The organism is Paenibacillus sp. SSG-1 (assembly GCF_002224835.1).
Lineage (GTDB): Bacteria > Bacillota > Bacilli > Paenibacillales > Paenibacillaceae > Paenibacillus_AQ > Paenibacillus_AQ favisporus.
In genome coordinates this window covers 6,526,025-6,540,976 of the sequence record NZ_MBRK01000001.1, presented here as the reverse complement: position 1 = coordinate 6,540,976, position 14,952 = coordinate 6,526,025, and the positions used below count along the sequence as shown (strand labels likewise).

Below are 14,952 nucleotides of genomic sequence, written 5' to 3'. Positions count from 1 at the left end.
CAGGTGTAAAAGAAGGTCCGCTATCAAAAAAATAAAGGGAGGTTTTTAAATATGAAGCAATATCCGAACCTTTTTAACGGTTATATGCTAGGTACCCTACCGCTTCCGAATCGGGCGGTTCTGGCGCCGATGACACGCACCAGTGCAGAGCCGAACGGAGTGGCTAACGATCGTATGGCACGTTATTATTCCCGTTTTGCAAAAGGGGGATTCGGCTTGATCATCACGGAGGGCTTGTACCCGGATGAGGAATTCAGCCGGAGTTATCATCATCAGCCCGGTATCGCCAGCATAGCACAAGCTGATTCGTGGATACCGATCATTCAGGCCGTGCACCGGGAAGGAGGGAAAATCATTGCCCAGTTGATGCATGCAGGCGCGTTAGTCCAGCATGATGCTTTCACTCCGATCGCACCGTCTGCGGTGCAGCCTGTTGGAACGATGCTGGAGGATCATGGGGGCAGCGGCGAGTTCGCTGTGCCAAAGGCTATGACGCTGGCAGAGATTCGAAGAACGATCGAAGGCTTCAAGCAGGCCGCTCTCCGCGCGAAGTACGCCGGATTTGACGGTGTGGAGATTCATGCCGCCAACGGCTATCTGCTCGATCAGTTTATTACGGATTATACAAACCGGCGCACGGATGATTATGGCGGCGCGACAAGCCGGCGTATCCGCTTCGCCGTAGAAGTCCTTAGAGCCATCCGTTCCGCCGTTGGCCCGGATTATTTGGTCGGCGTTCGCATTTCGCAAGGGAAGGTGAACGATTTTGACCACAAATGGGCTCATGGAGAAGAAGATGCAAAAATCATCTTCGGGGAATTGGCCGCAGCTTCCGCCAGTTACCTTCATACGACCGAGTATAAGGCATGGATGCCCGCCTTCTCGGATGAGGGGCCGACCCTTGCGGAGCTCGCCAAACGATACAGCGGCCTTCCCGTGATCGCCAATGGAAAACTGGGTGATCCTGAAAGGGCCGAACAAATGCTGATTGCAGGAGCAGCCGATCTGATCGCCGTCGGAACCAGCGCACTGGCCAATCCGGATTGGGTGAACAAGATACGGGAGGGGGGCACGCCGCGAGCTTTTGATCACCGTTTTCTCCAGCCGATGGCCACATTAAAGGAAGAGGAAGTACTGGGCTAACACTTGTTCCTACAAAAAAAGGACCAGCTCCGCTGGTCCTTTCTCATGATCTTATATCAGGTTCCGCAGTAGGTCCGATACCGGAACGTCGACTCCGGTACGACGGCATACTCGGCCTGTTCCGGCGTATGCGCATAAGGATCGGCCAGAACCTGCAGCAGCTGGTGCATCACTTCGTAATCGCCGTCCTGCTCCGCCGCCTCCAGCGCTTCCTCCACCCGGTGGTTCCTCGGAATGACCGCCGGATTGCTGTCCCGCATCAATTGATGCGCAGCCTCCTTGGTTTCGGACTGCCGGCCAAGCCTCTCCTGCCAGCGTGCATGCCAAGCCTCGAATTCTTCGATGCCATGCAGCGGCGTTCCCTCCAACCGGTCAAACGTTAAGGCAAGAAACGTATTGGTATAGTCGGCGCGATGCGTCTTCATGAGGTCCAAGAGTTCTTCGATGAGCGCCTCGTCCTCCGGTTCTTCACGGAAGATCCCAAGCTTCGCCCGCATCCCTGCAAGCCAGTATTCATTAAATAGACCGGCAAAAGTCTCGACCGCATTCTCCGCCATCTTAACGGCCTGCTCCTCGTCCTCATGCAGCAGCGGCAGCAAGGCTTCCGCCAATCGGGCGAGATTCCAGGAGCCGATGTACGGCTGGTTGCCGTAAGCATACCGGCCCTGTGAGTCGATGGAGCTGAACACAGTGGCCGGATCGTAGGTATCCATAAAGGCGCACGGACCGTAGTCGATCGTTTCCCCGCTGAGGGTCATGTTGTCCGTATTCATAACGCCGTGGACGAATCCAACCAGCTGCCATTTCGCGATCAGAGCGGCTTGGCGCTTGATCACTTCCTGCAGCAATATAAGGTAGCGATTTTCACCGGAAGCAAGGTCAGCATCGGGATAATGCCTCTGCAGGGTGTAATCGGCCAAAGCCCGCAGGTCATCCGTCGTGCCTGCTCCCCGAGCGAACTGAAACGTGCCGACGCGGATATGGCTGGCCGCCACGCGGGTTAAAATCGCGCCCGGCAGCTCTTCCTCCCGGGTAATCGCCTGGCCGGTGGACGTCACCGCCAGGCTGCGGGTCGTCGGAATGCCAAGGCCATGCATGGCCTCGCTGATGATGTATTCCCGCAGCATCGGCCCCAGGGCCGCCCGTCCGTCGCCACCACGGGAGTATGGCGTGCGGCCCGCTCCTTTGAGCTGAATATCCACTCGCTTGCCCTCTGGCGTAACCTGCTCGCCCAGCAGGACCGCCCGCCCGTCACCCAGCATCGTAAGATGGCCGAATTGATGCCCTGCGTATGCCTGGGCGAGTGGCTGCGCCCCTTCCGGAATGCGGTTTCCCGCCAGTTCCGCAGCTCCTTCATCGCTCATGAGCGCCTGAGCGTTTAAACCGAGCGACGCCGCCAGCGGCTCATTGAATGCCACGATCTGCGGCGAACGCACCGGCACCGGATCCTGCCGGGTATAAAACAGATCCGGCAGCCCGGCGTAGCTGTTGTCTAAGTGCCATCCCGCCTCCAGTTTTCCTTGTGTATCCGTCATAAAGGTCTCCTTTTTCAGTCCTAGTAAAATTATTCTTCGCATGATGACAGCCTGATTGTCTTATGGCCAAGGCCGGTTCCACTGCTTCATATCCTGTGCCGTATCAAATTTATTATGCGGCCCAGAACTTCAGCGGCCAAACGATGCCTGGTTCTTCCATTATAAAAGAACACAGCGGCGGAGGCCACGATGCGCTTCGACCGGCTGGGCGCAAACAGCCCCGCCATTCGCGTTGAATGACGGGGCTGGCTATACAGGGTGGCCGTTGATCGGCGGATCCGTTGGTCCTCCCCTTTATCCTTTGATTTTAATGATACCGGACTCTCGCTCACGCTCTTTGTCTTCTTCTTTATCCTCACCGACGAGGTCCCTGGCGGACGACTTGAATTCGGAGAGCGTGCGTCCCACCGCACGGCCCAGCTCAGGCAGCTTGGAGGGCCCGAACAAAATCAGCACGACGACCAGAATCATCATCAACCCGGCAAATCCTACGTTTTGAAACATCGCCAATCAGCTCCTTCTCATTTGTCATGGAGAACACTCCGCCTTAGCGAAATCATTGCTCCAGCCTCACTTCTTCTTCGAATCCGGCTTCACCGCCACCGCTTCGATCTCGATCAGCCAGTCGGAACTCACCAGGCTCGCCACGCCTACCGTCGAGCGGGCCGGCTTTACCGGATTGGCTTCGGTATTAAAGAACTGCGCATAGGCATCGAACCAACCCGTATAGTCAAACGTGCCGCCCTTCTGGGCGTCAGGAGCGATGTATACCCGCAGGTAAACGACATCTTTCAGGCCAAGGCCCTGTTCCTTCAGCTGCTTTTCGATTTCCTTCAAAATGCCGATGCCCTGCGTTTTCGTATCCCCATAGCGTTCATAGACCGTCTTGCCGTCCTTGTTCAGTACCGGCGGGACGGTGCCGCTCGTGAACAAGTACGATGCGCCTTCGTGAACGACCACGCCGCTGGATATGGACGACGAAGGGCTTCCGTAAAATACCGGCGCCGGCGCCGTCTTGATCGGCTTGGCCGGTTTCGCCGGGGTATGGGCGGCGCTGTCGGCATATGCCGTGACGCTGACGGTGCCAAGCAGAACTGTCATCAGCAGCGTCGTTTTCATTTTTTTCATCATAAAAGACCAGCCCCTTCTAGATATGGATCTATGATTTCATGACACGCTGATGGATGTCGGTGACCACTTCGCGGGCGGACTCGATCGCTCCGGCCTGCCAAGCGGTAATGTAGCTGATATGCTCACCGGCCAGGTAAATCCGGTTGTCAGGCTTGCACAGTGTCGGATAGTACGTTTTGCGGTCGTTTGCTGAGTAAGAAACCCATCCGCCCTCTTGGTACTTGATCGTTTTCCAGTTGATCGAATAGGAGGATTCGAACTCTTTTGGATACTGCGGATGGATTTTGGCCCCTTGTGCCAGCGCCAGCTTCTCCCGCTCCGCGTACGACATCGCTCCGAGCTTGTCGGCAACCCCGCCGTAGGCATAATAGCCGAGGAGGACTCCCTTTTTCCCGAAATAATCGGTCGGCGGGTAATAAATCTGCGTAATGTCCATATTCGTCAAGCTGCTGCCTCCGTACAGGTGCTCATCCTCTTCCCAGAAGCGCCGCTTGAACTGCAGGCCGATCTTTCCGGCAGAGGCGTAATTGATGCTCTGAATCGCCTTGGACATTTCGGGGGAAAAATCAGCGGGGATCTTCTTCAGCACGGATAACGGAATGGTGCAGATGCAGTAATCCCCTTTGACCTCCTGCTCCCGGCCGGATGCCATGTCGGTGTACACGATTCTCACGCCCGACGAGGACTGGCGGATCTCCTTGACCTCGGCCCGGAATTTGATCCGATTGCCAACCCGCTTCTCGAACGCCTTCGCAATGGCGTCCATCCCGCCGATCGGGTGGAACATCATCATCTGCTGGTCGTATTCGTACTCATTGCTGAAATACTTACCGAAGCCGGAGTTGATGATCGACTTTAGATCGAACGGATCGCGGAGAACCCCGGCATCAAGCCGGCTCCCCGGCTCATCCTTGTATCCGCCGCGCTGCGAGCCTTTGTAGAACAAATCGGGGTTCAGGTCCCCCTCCACCTTTAAGTAATCGACGAGCTTCATCTTCTCTTCAGCCGTGAGCGGAAGATCGAGCGCGTTCTGGTCAACCGCCTTGGCGAGCATTTCCGCGACGTAGCCGCGTACGTCTGCTTTGGCAGCCCGCTTCGGCACCTTCTGACCGGATAAAGCGCCGACGTTTTCGTTGTAGTAATAGCCGCTTTCGTTCACGTTGTTGAACGGTTCGATCGCAACGCCGAATTTCCGGCAGTACTCCAGGGTGACATGGAACTGCGGAATGCGCATTGGGCCGGCATTGAAATACAAGCCCTTATCGAAGCGGGAAGTTTGGGTACCCGAACCGATTTCCGCCTCTGACGTGCCGCCGCGAATAGTCCAGCATCGGCCGCCCGCCCGGCTTTTTGCCTCGAGAATCGTGCAGTCGTACCCGGCCAATCCCAGTTCGTACGCTGCCGTCATACCGGCGATCCCGGCGCCGAGAATGATGATTTTTTTGCCGCCCCGTCCGCTTAAGTGCAGATCATTCGGGCCCGGCGGCTCATATTCGGCGGCCTTCATCGTCTCCGGCGACAGCAGTCCCATCGTTCCCATCAGGCTGAAGACGGCAACGGATCCCCCTACTTTGCCGACGGTCGACAGAAATTGTCTGCGGGTCATCTCTTTCGGTTGCTCCTTGATTGTCACCTCGATCACTCCTTCGCTAGTGGAATGGAACCTCTTGAGGCGATCTTAGCAAAGAAATTTAGTTTTCGGTGAATTTGTGTAAGGATTTCTTACATGGATTTTTTATTTTTAAAAACCGATTGCATTTTTAATGGGTTTTCCTTAAAATCATGTCATAATTCCTTCCATAAACATCTGTTTGTGTGTTTCTTCTCTTTGTTTTATCTTCTTCTAGGTTTCAATCCTGGCTGTTTCTGCAATGGTCCGGGGTTAACTATACTTGCACAGGAGGTAAAAAGCATGGAGAGCAAGGTGATGAGCATTGGGATCGTCTGCGAGCTGACCGGCTTGTCGGAACGCCAAATCCGGTATTACGAGGAACGGAAGCTGATCTTCCCGGAGCGGACGAAAGGAGGTAACCGCCGATATTCTTTTGAAGACGTAAAGGCCATTCAGGACATCTATCAAAAAATGCAGGAGGGATTTAATACGCTGGAGCTGAAGGAAATGAAAAAATCGAAAACGCCGCGCTGCACGCCGGCCTTCCGGTAACGGACATGACTTGGGAGGAGTGATCTTCGCCTATGGAAGCGAAAAATACGATGACCCTGCTCGGGCATATCGCCGAGCTTAGAAAACGGCTCCTTCGAATCGCTGCCGTATTCATCGTCAGTATGGCAGCCGGCTTGTTTGCAGCCCCTCATATCCTGACGCTGCTGCGGACGCATTCCCCGCTCCACGTCGCATGGAACGTCTTCTCACCATGGGACGGACTGCGGATTTATATGAGCATTGCCGTGGTACTGTCGCTGCTGCCGACCATACCCTTTGGCATGTACCAGATTTGGCGGTTTGTCTGCCAGGGACTCAAGCCTGGCGAGCAAAAGGCGGCAGTCCGCTACATACCGTTCGCTGCATCATGCTTTCTGGTGGGCGTGGCCTTTGCGTATTTCGTCGTCTTTCCGATGAGCCTGCGCTTTACAGCCGGCATCAACCGTCAGATCGGCCTTGTGGAGACCTATGGGGTATCCCAGTACTTCGGGTTTATGTTCAATATCATGATCCCGCTCGCCATTGCCTTCGAACTGCCCGTGATCGTTATGTTTCTGGCCCGGATCGGGATCTTAAACCCATCGATTCTAAAAGGAATGAGGCGTTACGCGTACGTCGTTCTGGTTGCCGTGGCTGCACTGATCTCGCCGCCTGACCTCGTCTCCCATCTCATGGTGGCTGTTCCGCTCATCGCCTTGTACGAAATCAGCGCTTGGCTGACCGGTTGGGTGCATCGCAAGAAGCAGCGTGCGAAAGAGGCATTGGAGCATGCCGTCACGGATGGCTCCTATTCGGCAACCTAAAAGAACGGAAATGGAATTGCCTCTATGACATAAAAAAGGAAGCTGGCTCCCCTGCGAGGGAACAGCTTCCTCTTGATTTTTTTGCCGCGATATTGCGGGGATTCCATCCCCGCTCACGCGTTCATGGCGGCTTTGTTGTCACGGGCCCTAGGCGTTAACTAGTCCGCGGACAAAGGTTTCGAAATCGGACGCGAGCCGGGTAATCTTACGCCCGGTTGCCTGTTCTACATGCACAACCTCAGGCTCTCCATCGTTGCCGGAGCCGCGGTAATCCAGCATAACCACGCCGGACTCCTGCGGGCAGTCGCAAATGACGACGCCGAACTCCGGATAACCACCGTTCTCGATGATAGACCGGCTGCCGGAGGCCCCGCAGAGCGACTTGGCTTTGTCCCGGCCGATGCCGAACATGCCGTTAATCCGGACCCCGCTTGGCGCTCCATCGGCGGCTTCACCCAGCGGGAAGTACCTGCTGCGGGGAATGCCCCCGTTATGTATTTTCATCATCTGCACATAAAACGCCGGCAGCTTGAACACCAGCTCCTCCTGCACGGAATCGATCAGATCTTCTGTCGGCGGAGCCGAAACATACGATTCCGCATCGGGATCGGCGTCGTTCCAGAAGTTGTTGATATCGAAACCCTCATTTGGCGAGCCATACGGCACATCTAAATTGGCTTCGTCCGATGGGATGGCATTCACCGAAGCCACGGCCGCCGCGGCACCATCCGTTTCATCGTTTTCCCCGGATTCATCCGAGCCGCTGTCTTCCGCCGAGTCGTCTGAATCTAAATCTTCATCCGTCTCTTCCTCGAATTCCCCGGCCTTCTTGGCACGGATCCATTCCAGAAACTCAAGGGTATCCTCATCCCCAGGCTCCAGCTCATCAGCACGAGTAAACTCCCGCTCGGCGTCATCATACTGCTCCAGGTAATAATAGGCCAGTCCAATCCGGTAATGCCAAAGCGGATCTTCCGCCCCTTCCTCGGCAACGGTCAGAAACTGCTGCACCGCCTCCTCGTAGCGTTCCAGATTGTTCAGCGCCCGGCCTAAATGGCCGATCAGCTCATAACTCCGCTCCTCCGCAGGAATTTCCGTTACGGCCTCTACGATGCGTTCGTATTCATCCTCTTCATGCCATGTCTCCAGCTGTTCCAACAGATCCTCGCTCATCCTCATTCCCCCTGCGATATACTCTTGCTGTGATTATAGCATTTTCCGGAGGCGGTTCTCCAGGGCGCGGCAGCCTCAAGGAGTTGCATAGCATTTATGAAAAAAAAAGCGCCGTATCGGGCGCCCAATGATTTTACAGCGGCGGCTGCTGTACCCCCAGCTTCACCCATCCTTCCTTCGATGGCCCGTAGACGGCCGGTATGCCCAGTCCCGCTTGACGCATCAGAACCGTCGCTTGACCCCGATGATGCGCAATATGCTTGATCAGCCCCATGAGGATGGAGGCGTTGGATTCCATTCGTCCAAATGCGTTCTGTACCTTGCGAAGTGACTCATCGGTCCACTGCTCTTCCAGTGCCTTGGCGGCTGTCGAGCTGACCGTCCGGAAGGTATCCGCAATCTCTTTAGCGGAAGGGACTTCATCCGGATTTGCGACCTTATCCATCGCGATGCCGAATTCGTTCAAATAGTCGGGGATATTCGAGACAAAATGCCAGGCGATCCTGCCCAAAGTCCGTCCTTCCGGATAGACCTGCTGCCCCAGCGATTCATCCGTCAGCGCATCCAGAACCCCCTGCGTCAATTCGGCTTCCTTGTTCCATTCCTGAATAAAATCCTGCACCGTCACATACATAACGTTCTTCCTCCTTTTGATGATTAAAATTTCTTACGACCAGCCTCTGCTTCCTTTCGGCCTTTCATACGTCCATCTTAGCCCATATTGGTGACAGGGTTTGTCATAGTTGCGAATTTTATTAAAAAAATCACGAACGCAAAAAACCGACGCATGATCGCCATGAGCCGGTTATCGGTTAATCTCTTTACGTTTTTCGGTATATCCGAATCTACACCATATATTCCGCCATAATTTCCTCGATATCATAAGGAGTTACTCCTTGCTCCACAGAGAACAACGCATCGGCCTCCCCCGGAGTTTCGGTCAGCACCCCACGGGCCTTGGCATGGAGGGTGAACAGATCATACAGGTCCGGTTTCCGCAAAGTCGTCATCGCTTTGCCCATCAGGACCATTCCTTTTTGGTTCCCCTCGACGTTGTTGTAGTAGTACGGATGCCGAGTTAAAGATAGGTCCGTCCAGATCACCGTGCGTTCCACCAGATCCAAGATTACGGGGATGGCAATCTGCGTATCGGCGGTGACATCGATTTTGTTCGCGACCGTACCCGGCTCGAAAATTTCGCCGGACCCGGGCTTCTTCCGCATCATCCAGCCCGTAAAGCACTCCGGCAAATCGCAATACGGCTGGCTTGTGAACGAATGCAGCGTTGCCACAATATACCGTCCGCCATAATCGACGATGGAAGGAATGTGCAGGTCGATAAACTCACACGCGCCTTGAGGGGCCGAAACGATATCTCCGCTGTGCACGGCCCGGTACTTGGACGACCGCAAGTTCGTATACGAAATATGCTCCACATACTGCCAGTCACGGTCATACATTACGGCGGACAGATCGATGTCTACGCGGCCCGTCGGCTTGCCGTCCACCAGGCCCTCTTTCCACCAGCTGAAGAAACGAATCGTATCCCCTTCCGCCATCGGCACCCGGCTGCCGCGCACGATCGTATGCAGCGCTTTGCTGGCGGAGCGCCCGGAGAACGGCACGAGGTAGCTTTGGAGCCGCTTGTCGACATACACCTTCCCGAGCGGCGGCAGGGCAGAGAAGCGCCCGATCAGCGCCTGCTCGCACAGCCGCACGATGTCCCGGCATGCCTCTTCTTCAATCTCCGGCAGGTTGTTCCGAAGGGCAAACGCATTGGCGACATTCCCTTTTGGAAAAAAGACGCGCAGCTGCTGCCGTTCCTGGCGGCGGGCAAAATGGTTCTTCACCTGCAGCAGCACCGGCGTCGATACTTCCTTAACCACCTCGCCAAAAGCCAGCACGACATACTCTGTATGCTCGGTGGACCGGAGCAGATGATCGAGCCTTCTCGCCAGTTCGCCCGGGCGCTGCATCAAGAGATCGATCAGCGTCCAGACGTTCCGGAATTGGAAGGCCAGCTCCACGCTTCCGTTAAAGGTCGTGAACGGCTTGTCGTTCCGCAGGACGTCAAAGGCTTCCTCGCACCGCCGGAAGCGATGCTTATATTCGGAAGGATGCAGAATTTCGCCCAGCCGAATCCAGCGCTCCTTGTACCGCAGCATATCTTCCGTGATGGACGGGCACTTCTCGAGCAGTCCCAGCAGCAGCCGTCGCTCGCGCCGTTTGAATTTGCGGAAGCGCGTCGCCTCGGCCAGACTGACGTCTCCATCCGACCATGCGGCTGCCAGCCGAAGGACATCGGTCGCCGTCCGGAAGTACCGTCCGATCTGCTCCAGATTGGCTTGGTCATGCTTCATTAAGGACGCTGCGACGAATGCCGCATTTTCCTTGAACGGGATGTCGTCCGGTAGAAGCACTTCCAAATCATCCGCGCCGGCAAACGCAATGACGTCATCAATATCCTGTTTGTCACGATCGGAGATGGAGCCTTTGGCTTGAATCAACCGGGAGATCAGGCTCATGAATTCCGCCCGGCTCCCCAAACCAATCACTTTCAGGTTACCTTCATCCTCCAGGGGCAGCCGGTCCGCTTGCCCATACGCCGGTACATCCAACGTCAGGTAATGATAAATCGCATTCAGATACAGCTCGGCATCGCTATGCTCCATGACCTGCATCGGAAAATCCGGGTACATCGGTTTGAACTTCACATGAGCCCCGACCATAACCTGTAAATCCGCGACCAGCTGTTGGTATAATGCTTCAAACTGCACTTTAGATAAGTCCTTTACCGCGCGCAGCAGCGCATGCGAAAACGTATATCCCAGCGCTTCGATATTTTTCAGGGCGGATGCCAAATAGGCCTTCGGGAGCGGCTCGCCCCCCTGCCCTTGTTCCACGATCAGATGATTGGCTCTTCGTAAGTAGATGGTATTGATATTCATATTAAAGAGTCCAGGAAACCCATGCCCCTAATTTTTTAATAAGGGTTAAAGAAGGAAGGAGCATGATAGCCTGGACGCCTCCTCTCTGAATCGAAATCCTTCAGGGAAGCGGCGGCCCTATGTTCACCAAATGAAGTTAGAAGGAAGGACCGCCATAGCCTGAAGGTCAAGGGTTTCGGGTTTTACTGAACCCGAGCCTTTGATGTCCCCATCTTCCCATACTCCGCAGCGCGCCAACAGGGCGAAAGTATTACGATGTAAGAAAAATCATCCAGATTCGTCCGAATCATCCTCAGGCACCATTCCGGTTTCTACAGCTCACCCTCCAGAAAACGAATAAGATACGTACCGGGCTGCTCGAGGAACTCTCCCAAACGGCACAGGTCCGAATAGTGGTCATGCTCGACGTCATAGCAGCCGATCCATCCTTTTTTCTTCGGATTCCACATGAGCTGAAGATCCGAATAGTTGTCTATGTCTGCCGATAGGCGCAGCAGCTTCTGCCGCCCGACCTTGATCGGGATCGTGTCGGTCAATGTGAAGAAGTCGATATGCTGGATATCGTACTCATTGGGGGCTAACTCAAGGCGCAGACGGTCACCGGTTAACCGATCGACCAGCTCCTCCGGTAATTTATACGCTCTCAGCTCATGCTTCTTATTCGCCACGTCATGAAATTCCGGCGGTTCCAGCGATTTTAAATAATCGGCCAGAACTGCGTTCTTTTGGCTGACCGCGATCGTATACGGCCGTTCACCGTCCTTTTCCGCTAACGTCACATCCGCGCCCCGCTCGACCAAAAACTTGACCATGTCGAAATTTCCAATGCGCGCGGCCACGGTTAACGGCGTCGCTTCGTAAGGATAGACTTGATCCGGCTGGTTGTAGTTAATGTCCACCCCCTGATCGAGCAAATAATTGAGGGTCTTATAGTCATGATCGGACACCGCCTGGCGAAGTACAGCCCCGCCGTCCAGCTTGATATCGAGGCCCAGCTCCTGGATGAGCGGGATGTTGCGTTTGTTGCCATAGTAAGCCTGCGAATACGCGCCGGAGCCCACTCGATTAAGCATGTCCATTCTGGCACCCTGCGTGTGGATATAGCGTACCATCTCCTCCTTCCCATAACGGACAGCCCGTAAAAAAGCCGGACTCTGTGCGTTATTGAGGTTGACGCCGTGTTCTACCAGCAGCTTAACTACATCCAGCCGTTCCGCGATCACGGCAAGGTCAAGCGGACTTAACGCATTATACCGGCTAAGTACGATACCCTCCTCAATATCCCAACCCTCCGCGAGAGCATCCCGCAAAGCCGGAATATTCCCTTGATAGATATGCATTGCGATTTCTGGAAGCTCCTTGAATTTCCCGATATCTTTCAACTGAATCATGTTTTCCTCTCCCCTGCCCAAATGGTTAAACTTAATTCAATCTATGTAGATGATTTATTTGTTAATCGTAGACGGATCCCCCTGCGCTGCATTAAGCTTAATATATAATACTTGGGGCCATTTACCTGAATTATATTAAAAATGGAAGCGAGGTGCATGCCATTGACGACAATTGTTATGATCATCATTATCTTTTCGTTACTTACCGCCTCACTGACGATCACTTTTGCCATCAAGACAGTAACCCGTCAACGTAAAGGGCTATCGCAGCGCAAAACCATCCTCACAAACGGCACATCCGCGCAAGCCGTCATCAATTCCATTCAACAGACGAATGCGCAGCTCAATAATCAACCGGAGGTACTGCTTGATTTAACCGTCACCAAGCCGGATGGCGAATCTCATCATACCATCGTCAAAACGTTTATCCCGATCGTGAATATTCCCTCCTTTCAGAAAGGCTGCGTCGTTGAAGTGAAGTATATGACGATCGCAGGCGAGCCAAAGTTTGAAGTCGTCGGTGCTTACGTACCCTGACCGGTGTCCTCTGCAAATGCAAAACGGCCCTCATCCCTTAAAGCTCAGGGTGAAGGCCGTTTTATTTAAGATTATAGAATTTATAAATTTCAGCGAAGCTGAACCATTCTATAATCGCAAGAAAAACTTCAGTTAAACGCGGTCTGTCTTCTTGAAGGTACGTCGATAGACGTTTTTCTTATCATATCGCTATATTTACATCACGTTGGCCGAATGCAATCCACGGTTGAGACCGAGCGTGCGTGCCGTCGACGTATGAATTTCGCGGATCAGCCCCGGATTTTTCATCAAAGGCGCGCCATAAGACGGAATCATTTCCCGAATCTTCGGCTCCCACGCCTTCGCATGCTGAGGGAAGCATTTTTCGATGACCTCGAGCATGACGGAAACGGCGGTGGAGGCCCCCGGAGAAGCTCCCAGCAAGGCAGCAATGGATCCGTCCGCGGCGGTCACGACTTCCGTACCGAACTGAAGCGTGCCTTTGCCGCCAGCTTCCGTATCTTTGATGACCTGCACGCGCTGGCCGGCCACCAGCATATCCCAATCCTCGCTCTTGGCGTTCGGGATGAACTCACGCAGCTCTTCCATACGTTTTTCCTTCGACAGCATCACCTGCTGGATCAGGTACTTGGTCAGCGACAGGTTCTTGGCGCCTGCAGCCAGCATCGTGAGCACATTGTTCGGCTTAACCGAACCCAGCAAATCGAACATGGAACCGGTCTTCAGGAACTTTGGCGAAAAGCCCGCAAACGGTCCGAAGAGCAGCGACTTCTGATTGTCGATAAAACGGGTGTCCAAATGCGGCACCGACATCGGCGGCGCACCTACTTTGGCCTTGCCGTACACCTTGGCATGGTGCTGCGCTACCACTTCCGGATTGTTGCACACCATAAAGAGCCCGCTGATCGGGAATCCGCCGATATGCTTCCCTTCCGGGATACCGGATTTCTGAAGGAGCGGAAGGCTTCCGCCGCCACCGCCGATAAAGACGAACTTCGCCGTATGGCGTTCGACGCTGCCGCTGCTCAAATTGCGTATTTTCAATTCCCACGCGCCATCGCTGTTGCGTTTAATATCGTCCACACTGTGCTTGTAATGAATACCAACGTTTTTGCTCTTCAAATGCTCAAACAGCATACGCGTTAAAGCGCCAAAGTTGACGTCCGTTCCCGAGTCCATTTTGGTGGCCGCGATCGGTTCATCCGAGGTCCGGTCCTTCATAATGAGCGGAATCCATTCCATCAGTTTTTTCGGATCGTCGGAGAATTCCATCCCTTGAAACAGCGGGTTTTTGGACATCGTCTCAAAACGTCTCTTCAAAAATGCCACGTCTTCTTTCCCCTGAACCATACTCATATGCGGGAGCGGCATAATAAAGTCCTGCGGATTGCGAATCAAATTGCTTTTGACCAGATAAGACCAGAACTGCATGGAAACCTGAAATTGCTCGTTGACGCTAATCGCTTTGCTGATATCTATGGAACCATCCGGTTTCTCGGATGTGTAGTTCAGCTCGCACAAGGCGGCATGCCCCGTTCCTGCGTTATTCCATTCGTTCGAGCTTTCCTCTCCCGGGCTTGCCAGCTTCTCAAACACTGTAATTTTCCAGTTCGGTACTAATTCTTTCAACAGTGTCCCCAAAGTCGCACTCATGATACCGGCACCAATTAAGATAACGTCTGTATCGGTTTGTCTGTTGCTCATAATTACCGTCCTTACACGCTAGTATTTGAAGAAAAGATGTAGGCGCTCTCAAGAGGCAAGCCAGAGTGCGACCCGGTTATCCACCTTTTCTGATGAATGATTACTTAATTTATAGTATAGCACTATTCTCTGGAGTGTTAAATGATTGTCGTGCGAACAGCTCGGAAATAAACAAAAAACCAAAGGCCATCGCCCGGCAGCGTACCGGAATCGCGGCTTTGGTCATGGGATCGTCTCCTAATCTGGTGAATTTGCCCACCCCTCTGTGGTAAGCATCCTCAGTCTGCTTCGGAAATACCTTCTCCGTTAAGACGCGATGAACCTCGGGGGTCTAGGTATAGGCTTGTGCATAAGGGGATTCAAATCAGGAGTGGAGTCAGCCCAATTCTCTTGGTTTGGCAGCGTATAAATAAGTGTAATACT

13 protein-coding genes are annotated in these 14,952 nt (G+C 53.9%); 4 read left to right on the top strand and 9 right to left on the bottom strand.

Annotation, left to right across the window (positions count from 1 at the left end):
- The first annotated feature begins 51 nt into the window (after positions 1-51).
- Positions 52-1,143, top strand: coding sequence for an oxidoreductase (locus BCV73_RS29830; RefSeq protein ID WP_076172280.1), 1,092 nt, complete (start codon positions 52-54; stop codon positions 1,141-1,143).
- 56 nt (positions 1,144-1,199) lie between these two features.
- On the opposite strand, the gene BCV73_RS29825 is transcribed toward BCV73_RS29830, so the two are convergent.
- The 4 genes from BCV73_RS29825 to BCV73_RS29810 form a co-directional block, all read right to left on the bottom strand.
- On the bottom strand, positions 1,200-2,678 hold the full coding sequence (locus BCV73_RS29825; RefSeq protein ID WP_076172282.1) for a protein adenylyltransferase SelO: 1,479 nt from the start codon (positions 2,676-2,678) through the stop codon (positions 1,200-1,202).
- A 294-nt stretch (positions 2,679-2,972) separates the two neighbouring features.
- Positions 2,973-3,182, bottom strand: a complete 210-nt coding sequence (locus tag BCV73_RS29820) for a twin-arginine translocase TatA/TatE family subunit (protein WP_076172284.1) — start codon at positions 3,180-3,182, stop codon at positions 2,973-2,975.
- Positions 3,183-3,248: 66 nt separating this feature from the next.
- A complete protein-coding gene (locus BCV73_RS29815; RefSeq protein WP_343220316.1) occupies positions 3,249-3,806 on the bottom strand; it encodes a RidA family protein in 558 nt (185 codons plus the stop codon).
- A 31-nt stretch (positions 3,807-3,837) separates the two neighbouring features.
- On the bottom strand, positions 3,838-5,442 hold the full coding sequence (locus BCV73_RS29810) for a flavin monoamine oxidase family protein (protein WP_089549535.1): 1,605 nt from the start codon (positions 5,440-5,442) through the stop codon (positions 3,838-3,840).
- Between the two features lie 279 nt (positions 5,443-5,721).
- Here BCV73_RS29810 and BCV73_RS29805 point away from each other — a divergent pair, with 279 nt between their 5' ends.
- Together BCV73_RS29805 and tatC are read left to right on the top strand one after the other, a co-directional pair.
- Positions 5,722-5,973, top strand: a complete 252-nt coding sequence (locus BCV73_RS29805; protein WP_076172288.1) for a MerR family transcriptional regulator — start codon at positions 5,722-5,724, stop codon at positions 5,971-5,973.
- A 32-nt stretch (positions 5,974-6,005) separates the two neighbouring features.
- Complete coding sequence (gene tatC, locus BCV73_RS29800; RefSeq protein WP_076172290.1) at positions 6,006-6,776, top strand: twin-arginine translocase subunit TatC; 771 nt, start codon at positions 6,006-6,008, stop codon at positions 6,774-6,776.
- Positions 6,777-6,923: 147 nt separating this feature from the next.
- Here tatC and BCV73_RS29795 read toward each other — a convergent pair whose 3' ends face one another.
- From BCV73_RS29795 to BCV73_RS29780, 4 genes are all read right to left on the bottom strand, one after another.
- Positions 6,924-7,949, bottom strand: coding sequence for an SMI1/KNR4 family protein (locus BCV73_RS29795; RefSeq protein WP_089549534.1), 1,026 nt, complete (start codon positions 7,947-7,949; stop codon positions 6,924-6,926).
- A gap of 133 nt (positions 7,950-8,082) precedes the next feature.
- Entirely contained in the window at positions 8,083-8,583 is a 501-nt protein-coding gene (locus tag BCV73_RS29790; protein ID WP_089549533.1) for a DinB family protein, read from the bottom strand.
- A gap of 211 nt (positions 8,584-8,794) precedes the next feature.
- Positions 8,795-10,897: a TerD family protein gene (locus BCV73_RS29785; RefSeq protein ID WP_089549532.1), complete on the bottom strand. Its 2,103-nt coding sequence runs from the start codon at positions 10,895-10,897 to the stop codon at positions 8,795-8,797.
- A gap of 311 nt (positions 10,898-11,208) precedes the next feature.
- Entirely contained in the window at positions 11,209-12,288 is a 1,080-nt protein-coding gene (locus BCV73_RS29780) for an ankyrin repeat domain-containing protein (protein WP_089549531.1), read from the bottom strand.
- Between the two features lie 177 nt (positions 12,289-12,465).
- On the opposite strand from BCV73_RS29780, the gene BCV73_RS29775 reads away from it, so the two are divergent.
- Positions 12,466-12,825: a hypothetical protein gene (locus BCV73_RS29775; RefSeq protein WP_240913425.1), complete on the top strand. Its 360-nt coding sequence runs from the start codon at positions 12,466-12,468 to the stop codon at positions 12,823-12,825.
- 195 nt (positions 12,826-13,020) lie between these two features.
- Here BCV73_RS29775 and BCV73_RS29770 read toward each other — a convergent pair whose 3' ends face one another.
- A complete protein-coding gene (locus tag BCV73_RS29770; protein WP_089549530.1) occupies positions 13,021-14,529 on the bottom strand; it encodes a malate:quinone oxidoreductase in 1,509 nt (502 codons plus the stop codon).
- Positions 14,530-14,952 lie beyond the last annotated feature (423 nt).